Genomic DNA, 20,035 nt, shown 5'->3' with positions numbered 1-20,035 from the left:
CGGCAAGCTGACATGGGCGGCGATTCCGTTCGACCAGCCCATCATCATGGGCGCGGGCGTCATGATGGTTATCGCGGCGCTGGCCGTGCTGGTCCCGGTGACCTATTACAAGAAGTGGGGTTATCTGTGGAATGAATGGCTGACGAGCGTCGATCACAAGAAGATCGGCGTGATGTATATCGTCATTGCGTTCATCATGCTTTTGCGCGGTTTCGCCGACGCCATCATGATGCGCACGCAACTCGCGCTCGCTTATCACTCACCCGGTTATCTGCCGCCTCATCATTACGACCAGATCTTCACGGCGCATGGCGTGATCATGATTTTCTTCATGGCCATGACCTTCATGGTCGGCCTGATGAATATCGTGGTGCCGCTTCAGATCGGCGCGCGTGATGTCGCTTTCCCGTTCATCAACTCACTGAGCTTCTGGATGACCGCGGTGAGCGTGGTGCTCATCAATATGTCGCTCGTGATCGGCGAGTTCGCGCAAACCGGATGGCTCGCTTATCCGCCGTTATCCGAACTGCAATTCAGCCCGGGCGTCGGCGTGGATTATTACTTGTGGAGCCTGCAGCTTTCGGGCGTCGGCACGCTGCTGACCGGTGTCAACTTCTTCGTCACCATCGTGAAGATGCGCGCGCCCGGCATGAGCTGGATGAAGATTCCCGTCTTCACTTGGACGGCGCTCTGCACGAACGTGCTGATCATGGCGTCGTTCCCCATCCTGACGGTCACGCTTGCGTTGCTCGGCCTCGACCGCTATCTCGGCATGCACTTCTTCACGAACACGGCTGGCGGCAACCCCATGCTTTACCTCAACCTGATCTGGGCATGGGGACATCCGGAGGTGTACATCCTGATCCTGCCCGCCTTCGGCATCTTCTCGGAGGTGATTGCGACTCACGCGAAGAAGGCGTTGTTCGGCTACAAGACCATGGTCTACGCGACCTGCTCGATCATGTTCCTCTCGTTCGTGGTGTGGCTGCACCACTTCTTCACGATGGGTTCAGGCGCCAACGTGAATTCGTTCTTCGGCATCGTGACCATGATCATCGCGATTCCAACGGGCGTGAAGGTATTCAACTGGCTCTTCACCATCTACAAGGGCCGGCTCGAATACAAACCGGCGGTACTGTGGACCATCGGCTTCATGATCACGTTCACCATAGGCGGCATGACGGGCGTGATGATGGCCATTCCAGGCGCGGACTTCGTGCTGCACAACAGCCTCTTTTTGATCGCGCACTTTCATAACGTGATCATCGGCGGCGTGTTGTTCGGGTACCTCGCGGGCTTCAATTACTGGTTCCCGAAGGCCTTTGGTTTCAAGCTCAACGAAAAGCTCGGCAAACGCGCGTTCTGGTTCTGGCTGGTCGGTTTCTACGTGGCGTTCCTGCCGCTTTACGTGCTTGGATTCATGGGCATGACACGCCGCCTGAATCACTACGACAACCCGCAATGGCATCCGTGGCTACTGCTCGCGGAGGTGGGCGCGGTGCTGATCGCGATCGGGATTGCGCATCAACTGGCTCAGCTCTACGTCAGCATTCGCGACCGCAACCTGCCGGAGAATCGCGACCTGAGCGGCGATCCGTGGGATGGGCGCACGCTCGAATGGGCGACCAGTTCGCCGCCGGCGCCGTATAACTTCGCGGTCATCCCGCACGTTCACGGACTCGATGAATTCATGCATCGCAAGGAATCGGGCGAGCTGGCAACGCCGGTGCATTTCGACGATATCCATATGCCCTCCAACACGGCTGCGGGTTTGTTTATCGGCGTGTTCAGCCTGATGCTCGGCTTTGCCGGCGTCTGGCATATCTGGTGGCTTGCGATCGTCGGCCTGATCGGGATCGTGCTGAGCGTGATCGTGCATTCGAGCATTGAGGACGGTGGTTACTTCATCCCGGCGGAAACGGTTCGCCGGATTGAAGAAGGCCGCGGCCATGCGGCGCTTGCGCAGGAGGTGAAGTAATGCTTCAAAAAGTAAATACGGTGCATCTCGCCGACGAGGATCCCTCGGCGCACCATCATCCCGAGTCGCATAGCGTGTTCGGCTTCTGGTTGTATCTGATGACCGACTGCGTGATTTTCGCAGCCCTCTTTGCGGTGTTCGCGGTGATGAGCCATCAGTTCGCTGGCGGCGCGAGCGGGAAGGATCTCTTCGAGATCAAGGGTGTTGCGATCGAAACGGCAATCCTTCTGGTGAGCAGCATCACCTTCGGCTTTGGCATGATCGGTGCGCAAAAGCAGAATCGCGGAGCGTTGTTGTTCTGGCTTGCGGTGACGTTCATGCTGGGGCTGTCATTTATCGTGCTCGAGATTCGCGAGTTCTCGCATCTTGTAGCCGAGGGCAACGGGCCGGATCGCAGCGCGTTCCTGTCGTCGTTCTTTACGCTGGTCGGCACGCACGGTTTGCACGTGACCCTGGGTCTGATCTGGATGGTCGTGCTTGCGGGCCAGGTGATCTTCAAGGGGCAGCTCAGCGAAACCATGCTGCGCCGCCTGACATGCCTGAGCCTTTTCTGGCACTTCCTGGACGTAGTATGGATCTGCGTCTTTACGTTTGTCTATCTCGCGAGCGTGGCCTGAATGTCGAACTCAAATGTGCATAGTGGTGGCGAGGCGCACGGCAGCGTGCGCTCTTATCTGATTGGTTTCGCGCTGTCGGTGATCCTGACGGCGGCGTCGTTTTTCATCGTGATGGGGCACGGCATGGAGACCAGCACGGCCATCTTGCTGATCGCCACGCTCGCGCTGATCCAGGTGGTCGTGCATCTGGTTTATTTCCTGCACCTGAATGCATCGTCGGAACAATCATGGAACGTGATGGCGTTCGGATTCACCGTGATGACGGCGGTGGTCCTGATCGGCGGGTCGATCTGGATCATGCACAACGTCAGCATGAACATGATGTCGCGTTGATCACGCGTCAGGTTTGACGTGCCGCCGTGAGTTCGCTGGAACGGGTCTCGTGATTCATTGAAGACGCAGCGGCACGCCCCGAACGCAATGCAAACAACGACATCGCACCCGCCAGACGGGCGCGAATTTCATCGATCGCAGCGATGTGACTTGCGCCGCGCGCTGTAAGCCCGGTCAGTTCCCGCGCGGTCTGCACGCATGCAAAGAGTGGTCCGATAGCAAGCTCCATCTGCGTATTCCATGCAAACACACGCTGCGTGCGCAAGGGGCGCAACGCCGCTTGCAACTCGTGCCAGCGACGGTCGAGCGTGCGCATGGACGCGATGCTTGCGTGCGCATCAAATGATGCTTCGGTTAGACGCGTGATCTCATTGAGCGCGGCGAGCACGCTCTCCACTTTCGCATCGATGTGATGCGACGTCCGCAGCGGCATCATCAGTACGGCCACCGCCACGGCCACCACGCAGCCAACGAACACTTCCTCCACGCGCATTTCGACCAGTGGGCCGATCGCGAATCCCAATTCGCCATAGATCAGCCCCACCAGCACAGTGATGAAAAACACACCTTGCCCGTAGGAGGTCAGGATGAAGTACGCCCAGCCGAAGACACACAGGATCATCGCGATGACGATCAACACCGGCACGCCATGAAGCAGTTCGACCAGCATCGCGCTGACCGCAACGCCGGCCAGCGTGCCGGCTACGCGCTCCCCGGTCTTGCGGATCGTGTCGCCCCGCGAACGTGTGCCGAGGAAAACGACGAAGGTAGTGATGACCGCCCAGAACCAGCGTTCAGGCGAAACCGAATGTCCGATCAGCATGGCGATCAACGCCGCCGTCGTGGCCCGGCTTGCTGGCAGCCATGAAAGAAGCCCGCGCCACGAGGCAATGGATTTCTTCGATGCCGCTGCGCGCATGGTCGAACTTCCCGCATCCCGGCCCGCACGCGCAAGACGCCTTAGCGCGATTCGCAAGCGTTCATCGGTTTGTTCGAGCCGCGCGCCTTCCCGTGCATGCAGGGCGGCGGCGATTTCCACCTCGATCAACCTCGCGCGCAGCCGCTGTGCGCCAGCGAAATCGAGCAGATCGAGTTGCTCTTCGACGGCGAGCGCCGCTTCGTTGAGGGACGATAAATGGGCGATCGCCTGCGCTTCATCAGCGCGACGGTCAGCGAGAACGAGCGCCGCGCGCTGCGCAACCGTGCTCAGTGCGCGCTGCAGTGTGGCGCGCGGACGCGTGGGTACGAGTACGCGCCCGGTGAGCACGACAATGGCGACGCCTGCGGTCGATAACGCCAGCGTCATGCACGCATGCGCAAACGTCGGATGCAGATAAAGCCCGAGATAGAACGCGACGACAGCGGTCATCGCACTGCCGAGCGCACGCGGCCCGCACGCCTGTACCAGCATGCCGGTGAAGAGCACGGCGAGAAAGGCGGCATCGGCGGCAAGCGGCCAAGGGGCAAGCGCAGTGGCGGCCACGAAACTCGCGCATCCCGCGCCGTAGATTGCTGCAAGGGAACGCAACCAGCCGCGCCATCCGGCATCGCGCAGAAACAGCGGTGCGATCATCGCGAACAACAATGCGAATGCCGCGAGCGTCGGCGGCCGATGCGTCGCGACGGTCCAGCCGATCGTCACGAACCCGGTCAGCAAACACGCAAACGCGCTGCGCAACGCGGTATGAAAGCGCAACAGTCCGGGATCGGAGCCAAGCAGGAGGGACAGCAGGCGTGATGAGGAAACGGGAGCAACAGCGGCACAAGACGCGCCGGCAGCAGGCTGGAAGCGATGCGCACGATAAAAAACCTGCGCAATGGAAGCGATGGACATGTGTAATACCCGGGGCAAGTGCCGGTAACGGCTTGTGACCGCTTCCGATACGACGAGTCCGCCGCAGCGGACTCTCCTGTTTGCGTCGGGCAAGGGAGTCAGCCGGGATCGCCGGCGAACGTCTTGCCACGGGACGCGCACGAAACGCAAGGCGTTTCGCGTATACCCGAATACTACCGCGTCAAAATTATGATCTTCGGGGTTTACCCGATTTGTTCTGGCCGGCGCATCTCATCGACCGCCTCGCACGCTTCTGCCACCACCTGTGCAAGTTCGACGAGTTCGGTCTCCGCCGTGGTCGTGGCCTCGACAAGCGACGCCACCGCTGCATCCAGTTCGCCAGCGGTGCCCGTCTCGTTCGAAAAATACTTCAGAGGCAGACTTGCAAGCGCTTCGGCGTTCGCCGACGCCTCGTCGGTCAGCGCGCATAAACGCACGAGGTTTTCGCACAGCAGCTCGAGCGCCTTTGTCGCGTATTCGCATAGAGCCGGGTCACTCGCCGGATCGTGCGCCATGAAGTCCAGCACGCCTCGCGAGCGCTCGACCTCGCGTGCGAGTGCGTAGCTCCGATCGCGCGCCGCGCTGAGCCGCTTCGCATAGTCGCCAAGCTGCATGACCTGCTGCGCCGTGTCGATTGCCATATGTTCTCCCGTGCTCTCTGCCCGCAGCATTGTTTTATGGTCACGTCCGCGTTCGCCTGTGTCTGACCAAGGCCCCGGTGCGGAGTTGTCGCGGTGTTTGCAAGCTGCCGCTGACAACGTTTTTACGGCATGTAAGGGAGAAGCTTTAACGAATTCTTCATATACATGCGCCCCCACGTACCGGCCTTGGTGAGCAAACGTTCGCGGTTCGCGCGGGTGGGCAAGGGCGCGCTTATGCGGCAAGATCGAGTGTCCTGAAACGCGTTGGAGCTCGCTTTGAAACTGTCGCCCGCCATCCCTATCTTCCGAATTTTTTCCATCGATAAAGCCAGGGAGTTTTACGTCGATTTCCTTGGCTTCAAATGGGAATGGGAACACCGGTTTTCGGAAGACGCACCGCTTTACGCACAGATTTCGCGCGATGCAATGACGCTGCATCTGAGCGAACATTTCGGCGATGCCACGCCGGGCTCCGCACTGTTCGTCCCCATGAAAGGTATCGATGAATGGCATGCCGAGTTGACGCAAAAGAACTACCGGCATGCGCGGCCGGGCGTCGAGACCATGCCATGGGGTCGCGTGCTCTCAGTGTCCGATCCGTTCGGCAATCGCATCAGTTTCTGCGAACGCGCTGAATAAGAAACGCCCGGTCCGCATTCCGCGAACCGGGCGTTGGATTTCAACCGCCGATGATCAGTCGGGCAAGCGGTCCAGTGCCTCAGGCTCGTGCATGGGGCAGCCGTTGAACTGGCCCCGGAATCCCGCGGACATTTCATAGGCGGGTTTGCGCGAGCGCTGCACCCCGCCAATTGGCCGATGCGCACTCAGGCCATGCCACGGGCGGAAAGCGAGGCCGTCATCGACCGCTATCGAACGCGCATCGGTCCATGCCGGCTGAGAGACCACCCGGATGCGCGCGACCGTGACGAACGGACTTTCTTCCTCCGACCATTTCTTCGATGCATCTTCAACCGGCATCTTCTCTATGTCGGTTGCTAGCTGCACGCGCACTTCCCACTCGCCGCCGGTAGTCGCGAAAAATTCATTGACCGCTTCGCGCAGGCCATTGGGTTTGTCGTCGAGATCCACAGGCGCATCTTTCAGCGCGACGAGTTCCGGCGATACCGGCACGATCGCAACCTTCCCGTAATACGAGCCATACAGGACCGGCACGACCGTGGAGTAGGTCTCGCCAAGCAGGTTTGTTTTCGGGTGCCCGCCGAGGCTCTTCAGCGTGCCGCTCTCGCCGCCCAGTGCCTCGACAGCGGACTCGGTGCCGCGCAATACCGCCGATAACGCCTGCTTAAGGCCAGGCGCTTTATCGGTTGTCTTCGCTAGCGCCTTGAGCGTGGTGAGAAACGCCTTCGGCGTCGCGGCGGTAAACGCAAGCGCGTTCTGCATCACGAAGTCCTGCGTCACCTGGCCTTCGGCGCCGGGCAAACGCTCTCCTTGCACGCCGATGATTTTCAACGCGAGGCCACGCGGCGTGGAAACCTTGTCATCGAGGATATCGCCGGGGTTAGTCGAAAACCGCATGACGACAGGGAACGTTCCGGGCTTGGCAAACGCGCCTTGTGCGAGCTCGAGCGGCAAACCTTCCGGCACGGTCAGCTCGCCTTGCAGCAAGCCGTGACTTTTTGCGTGGACGCTGCGCACGGCATGACCATAGTCGGCGGAAGTGGTTTCAATGATGCCTCGCAGCGTCTTGACGAGGTCCTGCGTTGTCTCGGCTTCGTCGGCGGGGATCTGCTCGAAAGTGGAATCGAACAGCAAGGGGCGGATGCTGAGTGGCGTGGACATGTGGGGGCGTTCCGGTGGATTTCTCGGGACTAACTAGTCAATTAATGCAGAAGGCCTGCGCAATCTGTGTTCCCGGGACATGCAGCATGACGACGCCCCAAACCTTCCTTAAGCCGACGACTAAATTACGTTGTCGTTACGGCAATCGATTATTTCCTTTATTTAATAATTCCTACACGTGTAATTTCTATCCTCTCGCTAGTTCATTTGGTGTCATGCCGTGCAATGCCCTCGCAAAGCGTTCGCGCATGACAACGTTTGCCTTCCGTCCAGAGGACGCTTGTGTTCAAGAGATCCGTCACCGTCGCCTGGATGCTGTGCGCGATGCTTGGTTGCCCGATGCTCGCGGCCTGTGGCGATCACGACGCGCCATCGTCGGCCGCTCCATCCTCCTTACCGCAAACCGATACTGCCGCGCCGCTCCCGGCAAGTTCATCGGACATCCAGAACTGGGCATTGCAGCAGACGCAGCCTTCCACGGCTGTGTCGAGCCTTGGCCCGCCGAAAGAATCACCCGCCTCGCCTGCGTCCGACCCCCTGCTGCCTCCCGTGATTCACGAGGCGGAGTGATTTCGATGTACGACCTGCAATCTCCACTCTCTCCCCCCCACCCCGACCGATAAAAACCCATGACCTTAAAAAGCCGACGTGACTTCCTCAGGGCCGCTGTTCAGGCCGCCGGTTCCGCCACTGCAATGGGCGTCGTGCCCGCAGGCATTCGCAACGCACTCGCCATCCCCGCCAACAATGTGCACGGCAGCATCCAGGACGTCGAGCACATCGTCGTGCTGATGCAGGAAAATCGTTCATTCGATCATTACTTCGGCACGCTGCAAGGCGTACGCGGGTTCGGCGATACACGCGCCGTCACGCTGCCCAACGGCAAGCCGGTGTTCAATCAGCCGCTGGCTGCAGGCCTCGGCGAAGTGCTGCCCTTCCGTCCCAGCGCGCCGGATCTCGGCAACCAGTTCATCCAGGACTTGCCGCATGACTGGAAGTCGGGCAAAGGCGCTTACAACGACGGCCGCTACGACCAATGGGTGCCCTACAAGGGTACGACGACCATGGCGTATCTGACGCGCGAGGACATTCCATTTCACTACCAGCTCGCCGATGCCTTCACGATCTGCGATGCATACCACTGCTCGATCAATTCATCGACCGATCCGAATCGCTATTACATGTGGACCGGCTGGGTCGGCAACGACGGCAACGGCGGCGGACCGGTCATCGACAATGCAGAAGTCGGCTATAGCTGGGGGTCTTATCCCGAGGTGCTGGAGAAGGCAAACATCTCGTGGAAGATCTATCAGGACGCGGGCACGGGACTCGACGCCAACGGTTCGTGGGGCTGGACCAACGACCCGTACATTGGCAACTATGGCGACAACGCACTGCTTTACCTGAACCAGTATCGCAACGCGCAGCCGGGTAGCGCGCTGTATCAGAAGGCGCGTACGGGCACGAACGCCCAAGCAGGCGACGGATACTTCGATATCCTCAAGCGCGATGTCCAGAACAACGCGTTGCCGCAGGTTTCGTGGATCGTTGCGCCCGAAGCGTTCTCGGAGCATCCGAACTGGCCGGCGAACTACGGCGCGTGGTACGTCGACCAGGTGCTGCAGATCCTCACGTCGAATCCGGCGGTCTGGAGCAAGACGGTCTTGCTGATCAACTATGACGAGAACGATGGTTTCTTCGATCACGTCGTGCCGCCGTTTCCGCCCGCGTCTGCGTCCGACGGCAAGTCCACGGTCAGTATCGTCAACGAGATCTTCCCGGGCAGCTCGACCTACCAGAGCGGTGCATACGGCCTGGGGACGCGGGTGCCGATGCTGGTCGTTTCGCCATGGTCGAAAGGCGGTTTCGTGTGCTCGGAGGTCTTCGATCATACGTCCGTGATTCAATTCATCGAGAAGCGTTTTGGTTCGCGTCCGAATGTCATCGAATCGAACATCACGCCATGGCGCCGGGCGATCTGCGGTGACCTGACATCCGCGTTCAACTTCAAGAACCCGAACGCAACCCTGCCGACGTTGCCCGATACAAGCGGTTACGCCCCGGTTCAGAAAATTCGTCATCCCGACTATGTTCCGGTGCCGCCCGCCATCCAGGCCGTACCGAAACAGGAAGCCGGTGTACGTCAGGCGCGTGCGCTGCCTTATGAGTTGTTCGTTCACGCGCATGCAGGCACCACCAACGGCGTCACGTTCGATTTCATCAACACGGGCAGCGTGGGCGCGACGTTTTTGGTTTTCACCGCGAACAGCACGACAGCGCCAAGCTGCTATACGGTCGAAGCCGGAAAGCGTCTGCGTGATGATTTGCCGCTGGCGGCTTCCAACGCATACGACTACGTGATCCACGGTCCCAATGGTTTCTTGCGGCGCTTTGCCGGCAAGGCTGTGGAGCAGCATTGGTGGAGTGACAATCAGGCGATCGCCGAAGTGGTCGAAGGCTACGATGTCGCGAATGGCAACCTTCAACTGCGCCTGAAGAATCTCGGAACCGGGAAATGCAACTTTACGATCACCAGCGCTTATAAAACCGGCGCCACGATCAAGCAGCCGATTCGCGGCGGCGGGACGGAGACGGTTTATCTGGATCTGCGTGAAGCGTTCGGGTGGTATGACGTGACGATTACCATCGATACGGACAGCTCGTTCGTGCGGCGATTTGCCGGGCATGTGGAGACCGGCAAGAGCAGCATGACGGATCCTGCGCTGGGGAGTTAAGGGGTGTCGCCGGGGGCGCTGCAAGGAGTTTTTGGTGTGGCGCTTCCGGGATTGTTTTGGCGAGTGCGTCACTTGCTTGCGATGCCACGCTTTTTATTTAGTCGAATCTCGTTGTTGAGACACCTCACGCTAACGCACTTTTCCGCGCGCTCATCTGAGAATGGGCGCCCGGCGTGACCGTCGGGTAATCTCGGATTTAAAGCAACAGACGGACATAGGCGAGCACAGCGATAGACGCTAACCCGCTTTGAGGCATTACGCCCGCGGTCGCCCGATCTCCGACGCCTTGCGCATATGGCGATTCACCACACGCGTTACGCCTGCTCCGTCACGCGCCGGTGTAACCCACGGGCAACGTCGCGTTCGCCTTGGCCACGCCGGCGTTCTTCGACACCACGTACAACGGTGCTTCAGTCAAATTCAACGACACCACACCGTTGCCATAGGCAACGCTCGAAGCATTGCCCATCCAGTCCAGCACCTGCACCGTACCGCTCGTGCCCGGGGCATCGACCGCGAGCGTATAGTCCACGCTATAGGTTTGGCTAAAGCCCCCGCTTGCACTCCAGACCGCATTGTTGTGGGTCCACAAGGCCGTCACCGCATTGCCCGTCCCGCGCTGCTCGAACGCATAGGCGTAGACGCCCGAAGGCGTACCGCTCACGGGACCGAGCGTGATCGTCCCGTCGAGCACGCGTGTCATCGCCGCGACCGCCAGCGCCGCGGGCTTTGGACTGACGTTGCTAGCGCCAAACGATCCCTGTGCGTTCGATAAATCGAAGAACGTGCCGTAACCGGTCTCCCCCGGATAGTCCGCACCGTAGAACACATAGGTCTGATCCGCGCCTTCACCCAGCAGAATGATGTGGGTGCGCGCGACAATCGCGCCCTGCGCAAACAGCACGTTCGATGTCGGATAGTCAGGTCCGTACGACGTCCCGAGGTCGTAGCTGATACCCGTTTCAGTGGCAAACAGCTTCATGCCCGGCCGATAATCCGCCTGCATCTCCTGACGCAAGTTACGCATCTCGTTCATCAGCGCATTGGCGGCATTGGCCGGATCGGGATCGGTGGCAAGACGCTCCGGCGGATGCGACGGCGATGTGCCGGCATCGTAATACCCGTGGGTCGCGATGCCGTCCAGATACTGTGCGAGACCGAGCGGCGCCATGGCTTTGAGCCGATTCGTGGTCAGCGATGGAAACGCGCCTGTCGGTCCCATCACGACCGCGTTGGGGTCCGTCGCATGAAGTCCCGTGTAGGCAAGCTTGTATAGCGTCACGAAATCTGCGCTCGATCCCAGCCACGTCTGGTCCGGCTCCCACGTGACCTGATAGTAGTTGCTGGTCATCGCCGGAAAGTACTTTCTGCGCATTGCTTCGGTTTCCGAACCAACCTGGTTCAGATAAGACTGATACCCTGCCTGATCCTTCGGCAAGTACGCGCTGTCGTTGAACGCGCCGGTCGGGCTGGCCCATGCCGGGATGCCGTCCAGGCGCACGAGCCGCATGATCTGGCCGCTTGAATAACCGGTATCGGTCGTCGTGGCCGCCGCGGCGAAGCTGTTGGGGCCATTCGGCTCCGTGCTGGACAGCTGGCGGTCATCGATTGTCGAGCTGATTCCGAGCGCGCCCAGCATCGCTGTCCAGCCGTTGAATCCCTGCATGCCGAACCGGTGCTGCTCCTGATGCGCATAGGTGGGCGCCGGCAGGCTTGGAGTGACATCGGGCAGAACACCGAAGGTTGCGAAACCGGTCGGGCGCGTGCCTGCCGTCGGGACGCTGCCACCCGCTTTTGCAAGCGTCGCCGATACCGCGAAGTAACCCGCCACTGTCGACGTGCAATTGAGCGTCGTCGTACTGCCGCCCGATGGGGCCGCGAAGTTGCCGCTCGCCACAGTCTTGCCGAGCGCATCGTTGACGGTCCATGCAAGCGTGTCGGCACCCGGAGGGTTTGCCGCGATCGCGAGCTGGAAGGTCGAACCGGATGCGAACATGCGTGTGCCATCGGCGCTGGGGGTGTCGACTGCGATCAATCCGCCGCCCGATGACGCCGCGCTCGTGACCGGCGCCGCGCACGTCATTACCAAGGCCGCGTTCGACACCACCGATGGCGAGACCACTGCGGGGGTCGCGCCGGCGACTACACCCGTGTTGCCGGTTGTCCCTGCAGGGCCGCTTGCCGGGTTACCCGAAGCCGGTGCGGACGTGCCGGAAGCGGTGACTGAACCGTTCCCGCTTGCAGCGGCAGCCGCGCCGCCACCGCTGGCGGCGTTGCTGGAACCGCCGCCTCCTCCGCCGCCGCATGCGGCCAACGACAGCAGAACTGAATAAATTGAATAGCTGAGTAGCGCGTTCGTTTTCATTCGATGATCGCCTGGTCGTAGCGGTGAAGCCGGGATCGGGCACAGCAGTGCCCCCAAGCGCCCAACAAGGGAACTCGGCGAAGGATGGAATTTGGAGAAAAGGCTCGCAGCGATGGCGTATCGCAAAAACAGAATCGCTTAAGTGCAAGCACCACGCACGCTGAAATCCGAAATGATGTTACATAGACGAAACGTTTTAAACCAGTAATATCGACGTAACAATTTGTAACGCGACATGAAAAATCGGTAATTACATAATCATCAGATTATTTGGGTTAGATGCCACGCGACTTAAGCGAAATGGTCAACCGCTCCAATATCAATGCGCTGAATATTCATACTATATGAAAATAACGGGGTGTTTCAGAAGTGAACCGTTTCTGCCGTTACAGTGCCGTGCGTTGGCCCGCTGGCTCCGCACTACAAACAAGCGCTTTCAACTCGCTACGTCTACGCGTCCACCGCCCGGATATAAAGCCATGGCTCAAAGTCCTCGTAAAGATCTCGTCCGAAATTTTGCATACTGCCAATGCTGATTAACGGACGGCTTATTCAGAACTTGAGCGTTGGTTTTACTGATAGCCTCGATGTCTGCCATTGAACCGATCAGGCTCTTTTCAACGCATGTCCGAAGATTCGCTCCAGCCTCACCGAGTCGAAACGCGTTTTCCGCAAACCGGAGCCTTGCCGGACGCCGCCCGTTCTGCCCGTGCTTGTCCGCGTTGCCTTTATAATCCGCCATGATTCCAATTTCCTGCCTCCCTGCCTTCCGCCCTCTTCGCGATTCCCGCGAAGTCCTTTCCTGTGCGGCGGCCTCATGAAAACACCAAAAAGACTGCTGCCATTGCTGGAAGAAGGGCTGATCGACGAGGTCATCGGCCAGTTGATGAGCGGCAAGGAAGCGACCGTATACGTGGTACGAAGCGGCGATTCCACCCGTTGCGCGAAGGTCTATAAGGACGCGAAGCAGCGCAGCTTCCGTCAGGCGGCGTCTTATCGCGAGGGACGCACGGTGAAGAACAGCCGGCAAGCGCGTGCGATGGAAAAAGGCACGCGCTACGGCCGGCAAATGCAGGAAGAGGCGTGGCAGAACGCCGAAGTCGATGCGCTGTTCCGGCTGGCGAATGCCGGCGTTCGTGTACCGCAGCCGTACATATGCACCGACGGCGTGTTGCTGATGGAACTCGTGGTGGACGCGCAAGGCGACGTCGCGCCGCGACTGAACGACGTGGACATGAGTCACGACCGCGCGCTCGAATTGCACGCCGCGCTGCTGCGTGAAGTGGTGCGCATGCTGTGTGCGGGCATGATTCACGGCGACTTGTCCGAGTACAACATCCTGCTTGCATCGGACGGTCCGGTGATCATCGACTTGCCGCAGGCCGTCGACGCCGCCGGGAACAACGAAGCGTCCGCCATGCTGCAGCGTGACGTGGACAATCTCGCGACCTACTTCGGCCAGTTCGCGCCGGAATTGCTCAAGTCGAACTACGGCAAGGAAATGTGGACGCTCTACGAAGCGGGACTGCTCACCGTGGATACGAAGCTCACAGGCCACGTCGAAGCCGATACAACCCCGGTCGATCTCGAAGCCGTGATGCAGGAGATCGAGGACATCCGGCTTGAAGAAGAAGCGCGCATCCGGCGCGAGCAGGAACAGGGCAACTGATTACCGGTTGCCTTCGAGCGCATCGGCCAGGCCGGACAGCACCGGCCCGCATTGGGCTTCGACCTTGAACTGCAGGAGCGCATCCGCCCGGGTGTGCCCCAAATTGACCGCCGCGATGGGCTTGCCGGCACGCGCCGCCCATTCGCAAAACCGAAAACCCGAATACACCATCAGCGACGAGCCGAGCACGAGCATGGCATCGGCCTGATCGAGCGCTTTTGCTGCTGCATCCACGCGCGTGCGCGGCACGCCCTCGCCGAAAAACACGACGTCAGGCTTCAACATCCCGCCGCAGCGCGTGCAAGGCGGCACCTGGACCGCGTTGAAATCGTAGCCTTCCAGTTGCGCATCGCCGTCTGCCACCGGCAATGCTGCCAATCCAACGAAGCCCGGGTTATCCGCAATGAGCCGCTGCTGCAGCGCCGCACGCGGCGTCTCGTCACCGCATGTCATGCAGCGCACCCGGCCAATGTTGCCATGCAGTTCGATCACGTCCGTGTTGCCCGCGCTCGTATGAAGTCCGTCGACATTTTGCGTGACGAGCCGTTCGAAAACACCCAGCCGTTCCAGCCGCGCTACCGCCAGATGCGCCGCATTGGGCGCGGCGCCCGCGAGCATCGGCCAGCCGATCATGCTGCGCGCCCAGTAGCGCCTGCGCGCGAACTCGGAGCCGAGAAAATCCTTCAGCAGGATGGGCGCGCGACCCGTGCGCTGACCTTCCTTGTCGCGATAGCAAGGTATTCCGGATTCCGTACTAATACCGGCACCGGTCAGAACGAACAGTTGCGGATACCGTTCGACAAACTCCAGAAGCGGATTGGAGAGCGCGGAAGATGCGCTTGGGAAGGGAGTATTCATTGCTGAAATAGTAACGGCAATGCGTATTGTTTGCTTGGGCGGCGAGCCGACGGTATTTCATTTTCCGTGCGCCCGAAAGGGTACGTTACCAGCAAAAAGCGAGCTCACCACGGCGGCCTTTCTTTGCGTTAGCCTTGGCTTGACTGCAGAAGACAAGCGGTTGCCAACCTTTCGTTCGCAGCATCTTTTTGCCCGATAGCGAACAGTCCCTTAACAAAACACAACCCGATAAGTGAATAGTGTCCGCGTCCAGGCTCGCTAACCGAAACAGACTCGGTGGATCGTTTTGCACATCGATATTGACCGGCGCATTATCTGCGGCACTAACGTTTTCGGTTTCAACTCATGCCCAGGAACTGAATATTGTTGCCGGCCCGCTGATCAGCCGAGGCGAGAATTCCTACTCGTGGGAAGGGAGTTATCGCGAAGGACTCGGGCGCCATGCGGCATGGAGTTTCTCGTGGATCAACGAAGGACACATTCCCGACCATCATCGCGATGGACAGACCGTTCAACTCTGGGGCCGCCTGCCGCTGTGGCGCGACCGGGTGGAGTTATCGGCGGGAGCGGGACCTTACAGGTACTTCGATACCACCGCCGCGGGCGCAGGCGGCACTTATTCGAATACGCATGGCTGGGGCGTGGTGTGGAGCGCGCGGGCGGCTTATTACTTCGAGCGCAGGTGGATCGCGCAGATGCAAGTGAATCACGTGCAGGCGTTCGGCGGTCCCGATACGACCGCGCTGCTCTTCGGCGTGGGTTATCAGCTCGATGCAAACGGCGAACCCGGTCCGCGGCAGACGCCGACACCGAGAACCTCCCGCGTCACCGGCAACGAGCTGACCATCCTGCTCGGCAGATCGATACTGAACAGCTACGACTCGCAGAGCTCGTTTGCGCAGAGCGTGGAGTACCGGCGGGGGCTCGCGCGCTATATTGACGGGACCGTGTCTTACATCCATGAGGCCAGCAACACGCAACCCCGCCGCGACGGCGTTGCATTGCAGCTGTGGGCGACGCGCGGGTTCTTCGACGACCGCTTTACGCTCGCGGTCGGCGCCGGTCCATACATCGCTGTCACGCAAAACGACAACCTTCCCGGGAATCGTACGGGCGATGGCCGCGTTTCCGGATTGATATCGATGTCGGCAAGTTATCGGCTGGGAAAATACTGGCTCACACGGCTTACATGGAACCGTGTCATCACGCGCTACGACCGCGATACCGATTTGATCGAAGCGGGCATAGGCGTGAGGTTCTAGCGGTCAAACGCATACGGGTTTCAGCTTTTGCCCGGCTTTGGAAACAACGGATACGCGACCAGCGCACAGGAAGCCGCGACCAGCCAGACCACCCCCCACGATCCCGCCGCGAGCAGATGCGGGATCGACAAGGGCGTGACGAACAAACCCACGTACACGGCGGTATTCGTCATCCCAAGCGCGGTTCCCGCACGGTCTTTCCCGCTGAGCGTGGCGAGTTCGGTATAAGCCACGCCATGCCACGCCGATACGCAAATCCCCGCGAACACGATAAACCCAATCAGCCAGCCTTCGGATAACCCATACCCCGTCCCTACCGCGAGCACGATGAACGCACCAACCGCGATCAGCGTCGACACTTTTGTATAAGCGCGGCGGTTGCCGTGTTTATCGGTGAACCGGCCGCTCCAGACGCGCATGATCATTGCGCCGAGCTGGACGGCGACCATCGTGGCCGTGATGCCGGGCAGGCCGACATGCGCGAAGTCGTGCAGGAAAACCGTGGCGAACGTGAGCACGGCAAATTGCGGAATGCACAGGATGCCGATGCCCAGCACCACGCGCCAGATCATCGCGTCACGCAGCGGGCTGACGGCTGCAGCAACCGCAACGTTCGATGCGGACACTGCGGGCGCGGGTGTTTCAGGTGGCTCATGAAGCCAGCGCCATGCGAGCCACCCTGCGGCCGTGCACATGGCCGCCAGCACGCCATAGACGAGCCGGAAGCCGCCTGTGGATGCAAGCCACGGCAGGATCAGCGCGCCGAGGCCGCCGCCGAGCGGCACGGCGGTCTGGCGGATGCTCATCGCGAGGCCGCGCTCGCCTTCCTGAAACCAGCGCATGATCGCGCGTCCGCTCGATCCGTTGACGCTGCCGCCGAGCAGACCGACGCCGCACATCGATAACACCAGCCACAGCAACGAAGGCACCGACGCCGCCGATGGCACCACGAGCAGCATCATCGCGAGGAACGCAGCCGCCACGGTCGCCAGGCCGGTGAGAAGGATCGGACGGTCACCCCACCGGTCAGTCGCCACGCCCCATGGCAGTTCGGAGATCGCCACGCCCAGGCCCATCGCGCCGAGCGCCAGTCCAAGCGCCGAGTTGCCGAGGTGATAATCCGCGCGCAACCAGACGGCCGTGGTCGGAATGCCCGCGATCGCCGCCGAAAAACTGACGTTCGCCGCCACGCCAACGCCGAGCACCTTCCAGCGATGGGAGGCGCCAAGACCACGTCCCACCCCTGCCGCCAAGGGAATTGCGCATTGAGTTTGCATCGCTGTATGGCATCCGTTCAGTTTCGATGCACACAGTGTGACGCACCGCGATGGTCCTGAATATCAAGTAATATCGAACCAACACTTCGACAAAACAGGACGGTTCGACATGTCGCAAACCAATTTCGAAATCGCGTCGCTGCGCACATTCGTGGTCGGCATGGAGCTTGGGAGCTTTGCGAAGGCGGCGGACCGGATTGGGCGTTCGACTTCGGCCGTCAGTGCCCAGATCAGGAAGCTGGAAGAGCAGGCTGGCGCGCCGTTGTTCAAGAAGGCGGGCCGCAACCTTGCGTTGACCGACGCCGGCGAGACCATGCTGCGCTTTGCGCGCCGCCTCGTCGATCTCAACGACGAAGCGGCCGTCGCCGTGCGCGGCCCCGATCTGGAGGGATGGATCAGGCTCGGGCTGCAGGAGGACTTCGGCGAGATCATGCTGCCCGACGTGCTCGGCCGGTTTTCTCGCGCGCATCCGAAGGTCCGTATTGAAGCGCGCGTGGCGCGCAATACGGAACTGTTCGAGCGTATCGATTCGAACGAACTCGACCTTGCGCTGGTGTGGGGCGATCCGTCATCGGCCGCGCGGGAAAGCCGGCCCGGCGTCCAGCATGAACTGATTGCCCAGGCGCAGATGTGCTGGATCGGTTCGTCCACCCTGCCCTGGAATCCGGCCGCCGATGAACCGTTGCCGCTGGTCGCCTTCGATCGCGCATGCCTTTTTTTCAGCGCGGCAACGGCGGAACTCGATCGCGCGAACATCCGCTGGCGCGTCGCGTTCACGAGTCCGAGCCTGTCCGGTTTGTGGGCCGCTGCCGCTGCGGGACTCGGGCTGACAGTGCGGACGCAATACGGCTTGCCAAGGTCGGTTTGCGCGCTCGACGCACACGCCGCAGGGCTGCCCGATTTGCCGTCATTGCCGCTGTCGCTCATGCGGGCGTCGATCAAATCTGCGCCGCCTGTCGAACGGCTTGCATCGATCATTCTCGATTCCGTGCGCGGCGGGGCGGCATCGTTCGAGCGCATGGCGGCCTGATCACCCTTCGCGCCTTGTCCTTCGCCTTCGCCTTGTCCCGACGGCCCGCTTTTTGCTGAACCGTCGTGAACGACAGACGGGAGCGCGACATGGCAGGTCCGATGCAGCAAGCAGCACGGCTGGACGACATTCCCGAGGACCACGGCATACGGGTGACGCTGTCCGATACCCCAATCCTCCTCGTGCGGCAAGGTGACGACGTCCACGCGTTTTCGGCGGACTGCCCGCACGCCGGCGCGCCGCTCGAGGAAGGCGCCGTGTGCAACGGGCGCATCGTGTGTCCTTGGCACAAGGGCACGTTCGCAATCGATGATGGCCGCGTAATCGAGCCGCCGGCGCTGATCGGCTTGAAACGCTACCCGGTGTCGGTGGAACACGGCAACGTGCTGGTTTCGTCGGAAGCCGAAGAACCGCCCGCGAGTTTTCCATCCGCCGATACACGCATGTTTGCGATCATCGGCGCGGGCGCGGCCGGTGCTGCTGCATGCACCGCGCTACGTGAAGGCGGCTTTCACGGACGTATCGTATTGATCGGGCCAGAGTCCGGCGAGCCGTACGACCGCACGGCGTTAAGCAAATTCGTTGCCTCCGGCGATATGCCGCCCGGCGAAGTTCCGTCGCTACTGCCCGAAGGTTTCGCCACGAAGCGGCGCATCGAGCGCATTGAAGCTCAGGTCATCAAACTCGATGCCGCCGATAAACGTATCGACCTGCCCAACGAACTCACGCTGCATTACGACGCGGCGCTGATCTGCACGGGTGGTACTCCCAAACCCATGGACGTCCCCGGCGCGAACTTGAAGCGCGTGCATTTGCTGCGTTCACGCGACGACGCTGCAACGCTCGACGCATCGCTCAAGGACGCGAAAAAAGCGGTCATCGTGGGGGCGAGTTTTATCGGGCTGGAGGTGGCCTCATCGCTTAAAAAACGCGGTCTCGACGTGGCCGTGGTCGCGCCCGGCAAGATCCCGCTCGCTACGCAATTCGGCGATGAACTCGGCCTGATGTTCAAGCGGCTGCACGAGAAGAACGGCGTCGAGTTCCGGATGGAATCGAAGGTGAAGGCGTTGATTGGCGACGACGCCGTTCACGCTGTCGAGCTTGACGGCGGCGAGACGATTCCGGCGGATGTGGTGATCGTAGGAACAGGCGTAAGGCCGGCGACCGACTTCCTGCAAGGCATTGCGCTCGCGCATGACGGCGGCATCGAGGTCGACAGCGCCATGCGCGCCGCGCCCGGACTGTACGCTGCCGGAGACGTCGCGCAGTTTCCGCTGCCACGTTCTGATGCGGACCTGCGCATAGAACACTGGCGCGTCGCTCAGCAACATGCACGCGTTGCCGCGCTGAACATGGCCGGTGGCGACGAGCACTACACCGGCGTGCCTTATTTCTGGACCTATCACTTCAGCAAGCGCTTCGAATACCTCGGCCACGCAAGCGAGCATGACGATGTCCTGATCGACGGCGATCTCGACTCGCAGGCTTTCATCGCTTATCTGATAAAGGACGGCAAGGTCGCGGCAATTGTTGCGTGCGATCGGGAAGCGCCGACGGCAAAGCTCGCAGAAGCGATGCGTGCAACCCTCACGCTCGATGAAGCCCGCAGCGTTGCAGGTAACCAAAGCTGAGACGA

At 60.8% G+C, this 20,035-nt stretch carries 17 protein-coding genes; 11 read left to right on the top strand and 6 right to left on the bottom strand.

Going from position 1 to position 20,035, the window contains the following annotated elements; all coding sequences use genetic code 11:
- The first annotated feature begins 46 nt into the window (after positions 1 to 46).
- The 3 genes from cyoB to cyoD are packed head-to-tail and all read left to right on the top strand — an operon-like array spanning position 47 to position 2,928.
- Entirely contained in the window at positions 47 to 1,978 is a 1,932-nt protein-coding gene (gene cyoB, locus AX768_RS25055) for a cytochrome o ubiquinol oxidase subunit I (RefSeq protein ID WP_062003659.1), read from the top strand.
- Positions 1,978 to 2,595, top strand: coding sequence for a cytochrome o ubiquinol oxidase subunit III (gene cyoC / locus AX768_RS25050; protein ID WP_062002809.1), 618 nt, complete (start codon positions 1,978 to 1,980; stop codon positions 2,593 to 2,595). The genes cyoB and cyoC overlap by 1 nt, the downstream gene beginning before the upstream one ends.
- Positions 2,596 to 2,928: a cytochrome o ubiquinol oxidase subunit IV gene (gene cyoD / locus AX768_RS25045; protein WP_062002808.1), complete on the top strand. Its 333-nt coding sequence runs from the start codon at positions 2,596 to 2,598 to the stop codon at positions 2,926 to 2,928.
- 7 nt (positions 2,929 to 2,935) lie between these two features.
- On the opposite strand, the gene AX768_RS25040 is transcribed toward cyoD, so the two are convergent.
- Both AX768_RS25040 and AX768_RS25035 read right to left on the bottom strand, forming a co-directional pair.
- Complete coding sequence (locus AX768_RS25040) at positions 2,936 to 4,762, bottom strand: FUSC family protein (protein ID WP_062002807.1); 1,827 nt, start codon at positions 4,760 to 4,762, stop codon at positions 2,936 to 2,938.
- Between the two features lie 203 nt (positions 4,763 to 4,965).
- The gene (locus AX768_RS25035; RefSeq protein WP_062002806.1) at positions 4,966 to 5,403 is read right to left on the bottom strand and encodes a hypothetical protein; all 438 of its coding nucleotides are present in this window, start codon (positions 5,401 to 5,403) and stop codon (positions 4,966 to 4,968) included.
- A 276-nt stretch (positions 5,404 to 5,679) separates the two neighbouring features.
- On the opposite strand from AX768_RS25035, the gene AX768_RS25030 reads away from it, so the two are divergent.
- Complete coding sequence (locus AX768_RS25030; protein WP_062003658.1) at positions 5,680 to 6,042, top strand: glyoxalase superfamily protein; 363 nt, start codon at positions 5,680 to 5,682, stop codon at positions 6,040 to 6,042.
- Between the two features lie 54 nt (positions 6,043 to 6,096).
- Here the strand turns inward: AX768_RS25030 and AX768_RS25025 are convergent, their stop codons facing one another.
- Positions 6,097 to 7,203, bottom strand: coding sequence for a catalase family protein (locus AX768_RS25025; RefSeq protein WP_062002805.1), 1,107 nt, complete (start codon positions 7,201 to 7,203; stop codon positions 6,097 to 6,099).
- 282 nt (positions 7,204 to 7,485) lie between these two features.
- Here AX768_RS25025 and AX768_RS25020 point away from each other — a divergent pair, with 282 nt between their 5' ends.
- A complete protein-coding gene (locus AX768_RS25020) occupies positions 7,486 to 7,773 on the top strand; it encodes a hypothetical protein (protein ID WP_155524336.1) in 288 nt (95 codons plus the stop codon).
- Between the two features lie 59 nt (positions 7,774 to 7,832).
- Positions 7,833 to 9,938 (top strand): phosphocholine-specific phospholipase C, encoded by a 2,106-nt coding sequence (locus AX768_RS25015; RefSeq protein ID WP_062002803.1) that lies wholly within the window; start codon positions 7,833 to 7,835, stop codon positions 9,936 to 9,938.
- 328 nt (positions 9,939 to 10,266) lie between these two features.
- Here the strand turns inward: AX768_RS25015 and AX768_RS25010 are convergent, their stop codons facing one another.
- The gene (locus tag AX768_RS25010; protein ID WP_231941601.1) at positions 10,267 to 11,934 is read right to left on the bottom strand and encodes a hypothetical protein; all 1,668 of its coding nucleotides are present in this window, start codon (positions 11,932 to 11,934) and stop codon (positions 10,267 to 10,269) included.
- On the opposite strand from AX768_RS25010, the gene AX768_RS33880 reads away from it, so the two are divergent.
- Positions 11,933 to 12,271, top strand: coding sequence for a hypothetical protein (locus AX768_RS33880; protein WP_231941600.1), 339 nt, complete (start codon positions 11,933 to 11,935; stop codon positions 12,269 to 12,271). The genes AX768_RS25010 and AX768_RS33880 overlap by 2 nt on opposite strands.
- An 849-nt stretch (positions 12,272 to 13,120) precedes the next feature.
- Positions 13,121 to 13,972, top strand: coding sequence for a PA4780 family RIO1-like protein kinase (locus tag AX768_RS25005; protein WP_062002801.1), 852 nt, complete (start codon positions 13,121 to 13,123; stop codon positions 13,970 to 13,972).
- On the opposite strand, the gene AX768_RS25000 is transcribed toward AX768_RS25005, so the two are convergent.
- Positions 13,973 to 14,830, bottom strand: coding sequence for an NAD-dependent protein deacetylase (locus AX768_RS25000; protein WP_062002800.1), 858 nt, complete (start codon positions 14,828 to 14,830; stop codon positions 13,973 to 13,975).
- Between the two features lie 299 nt (positions 14,831 to 15,129).
- On the opposite strand from AX768_RS25000, the gene AX768_RS24995 reads away from it, so the two are divergent.
- Positions 15,130 to 16,092: a hypothetical protein gene (locus AX768_RS24995; RefSeq protein ID WP_062002799.1), complete on the top strand. Its 963-nt coding sequence runs from the start codon at positions 15,130 to 15,132 to the stop codon at positions 16,090 to 16,092.
- Between the two features lie 20 nt (positions 16,093 to 16,112).
- Here the strand turns inward: AX768_RS24995 and AX768_RS24990 are convergent, their stop codons facing one another.
- Complete coding sequence (locus tag AX768_RS24990) at positions 16,113 to 17,369, bottom strand: MFS transporter (protein WP_062002798.1); 1,257 nt, start codon at positions 17,367 to 17,369, stop codon at positions 16,113 to 16,115.
- 109 nt (positions 17,370 to 17,478) lie between these two features.
- On the opposite strand from AX768_RS24990, the gene AX768_RS24985 reads away from it, so the two are divergent.
- Together AX768_RS24985 and AX768_RS24980 are read left to right on the top strand one after the other, a co-directional pair.
- Positions 17,479 to 18,399, top strand: a complete 921-nt coding sequence (locus AX768_RS24985; protein WP_062003657.1) for a LysR substrate-binding domain-containing protein — start codon at positions 17,479 to 17,481, stop codon at positions 18,397 to 18,399.
- A gap of 89 nt (positions 18,400 to 18,488) precedes the next feature.
- Entirely contained in the window at positions 18,489 to 20,030 is a 1,542-nt protein-coding gene (locus tag AX768_RS24980) for an FAD-dependent oxidoreductase (protein WP_062002797.1), read from the top strand.
- The last annotated feature ends 5 nt before the right edge of the window (positions 20,031 to 20,035 follow it).

It is taken from the genome of Burkholderia sp. PAMC 28687, assembly GCF_001577465.1.
GTDB lineage: Bacteria > Pseudomonadota > Gammaproteobacteria > Burkholderiales > Burkholderiaceae > Caballeronia.
The sequence above is the reverse complement of the archived record's forward strand: the minus strand, read 5'-3'. Positions and strand labels throughout refer to the sequence as shown.

What these genes read in the sequence shown, in the direction of transcription:
- AX768_RS24980 (WP_062002797.1), top strand. Translation starts at nt 18,489, where the DNA reads ATGGCAGGTCCGATGCAGCAAGCAGCACGGCTGGACGACATTCCCGAG.
- AX768_RS25035 (WP_062002806.1), bottom strand. Translation starts at nt 5,403, where the DNA reads ATGGCAATCGACACGGCGCAGCAGGTCATGCAGCTTGGCGACTATGCG.
- AX768_RS25015 (WP_062002803.1), top strand. Translation starts at nt 7,833, where the DNA reads ATGACCTTAAAAAGCCGACGTGACTTCCTCAGGGCCGCTGTTCAGGCC.
- cyoD (WP_062002808.1), top strand. Translation starts at nt 2,596, where the DNA reads ATGTCGAACTCAAATGTGCATAGTGGTGGCGAGGCGCACGGCAGCGTG.
- AX768_RS25040 (WP_062002807.1), bottom strand. Translation starts at nt 4,762, where the DNA reads ATGTCCATCGCTTCCATTGCGCAGGTTTTTTATCGTGCGCATCGCTTC.
- cyoB (WP_062003659.1), top strand. Translation starts at nt 47, where the DNA reads ATGGGCGCGGGCGTCATGATGGTTATCGCGGCGCTGGCCGTGCTGGTC.
- AX768_RS25010 (WP_231941601.1), bottom strand. Translation starts at nt 11,934, where the DNA reads ATGTTCGCATCCGGTTCGACCTTCCAGCTCGCGATCGCGGCAAACCCT.
- AX768_RS24990 (WP_062002798.1), bottom strand. Translation starts at nt 17,369, where the DNA reads ATGCAAACTCAATGCGCAATTCCCTTGGCGGCAGGGGTGGGACGTGGT.
- AX768_RS33880 (WP_231941600.1), top strand. Translation starts at nt 11,933, where the DNA reads ATGCGTGTGCCATCGGCGCTGGGGGTGTCGACTGCGATCAATCCGCCG.
- AX768_RS25025 (WP_062002805.1), bottom strand. Translation starts at nt 7,203, where the DNA reads ATGTCCACGCCACTCAGCATCCGCCCCTTGCTGTTCGATTCCACTTTC.
- cyoC (WP_062002809.1), top strand. Translation starts at nt 1,978, where the DNA reads ATGCTTCAAAAAGTAAATACGGTGCATCTCGCCGACGAGGATCCCTCG.
- AX768_RS25005 (WP_062002801.1), top strand. Translation starts at nt 13,121, where the DNA reads ATGAAAACACCAAAAAGACTGCTGCCATTGCTGGAAGAAGGGCTGATC.
- AX768_RS25000 (WP_062002800.1), bottom strand. Translation starts at nt 14,830, where the DNA reads ATGAATACTCCCTTCCCAAGCGCATCTTCCGCGCTCTCCAATCCGCTT.
- AX768_RS24985 (WP_062003657.1), top strand. Translation starts at nt 17,479, where the DNA reads ATGTCGCAAACCAATTTCGAAATCGCGTCGCTGCGCACATTCGTGGTC.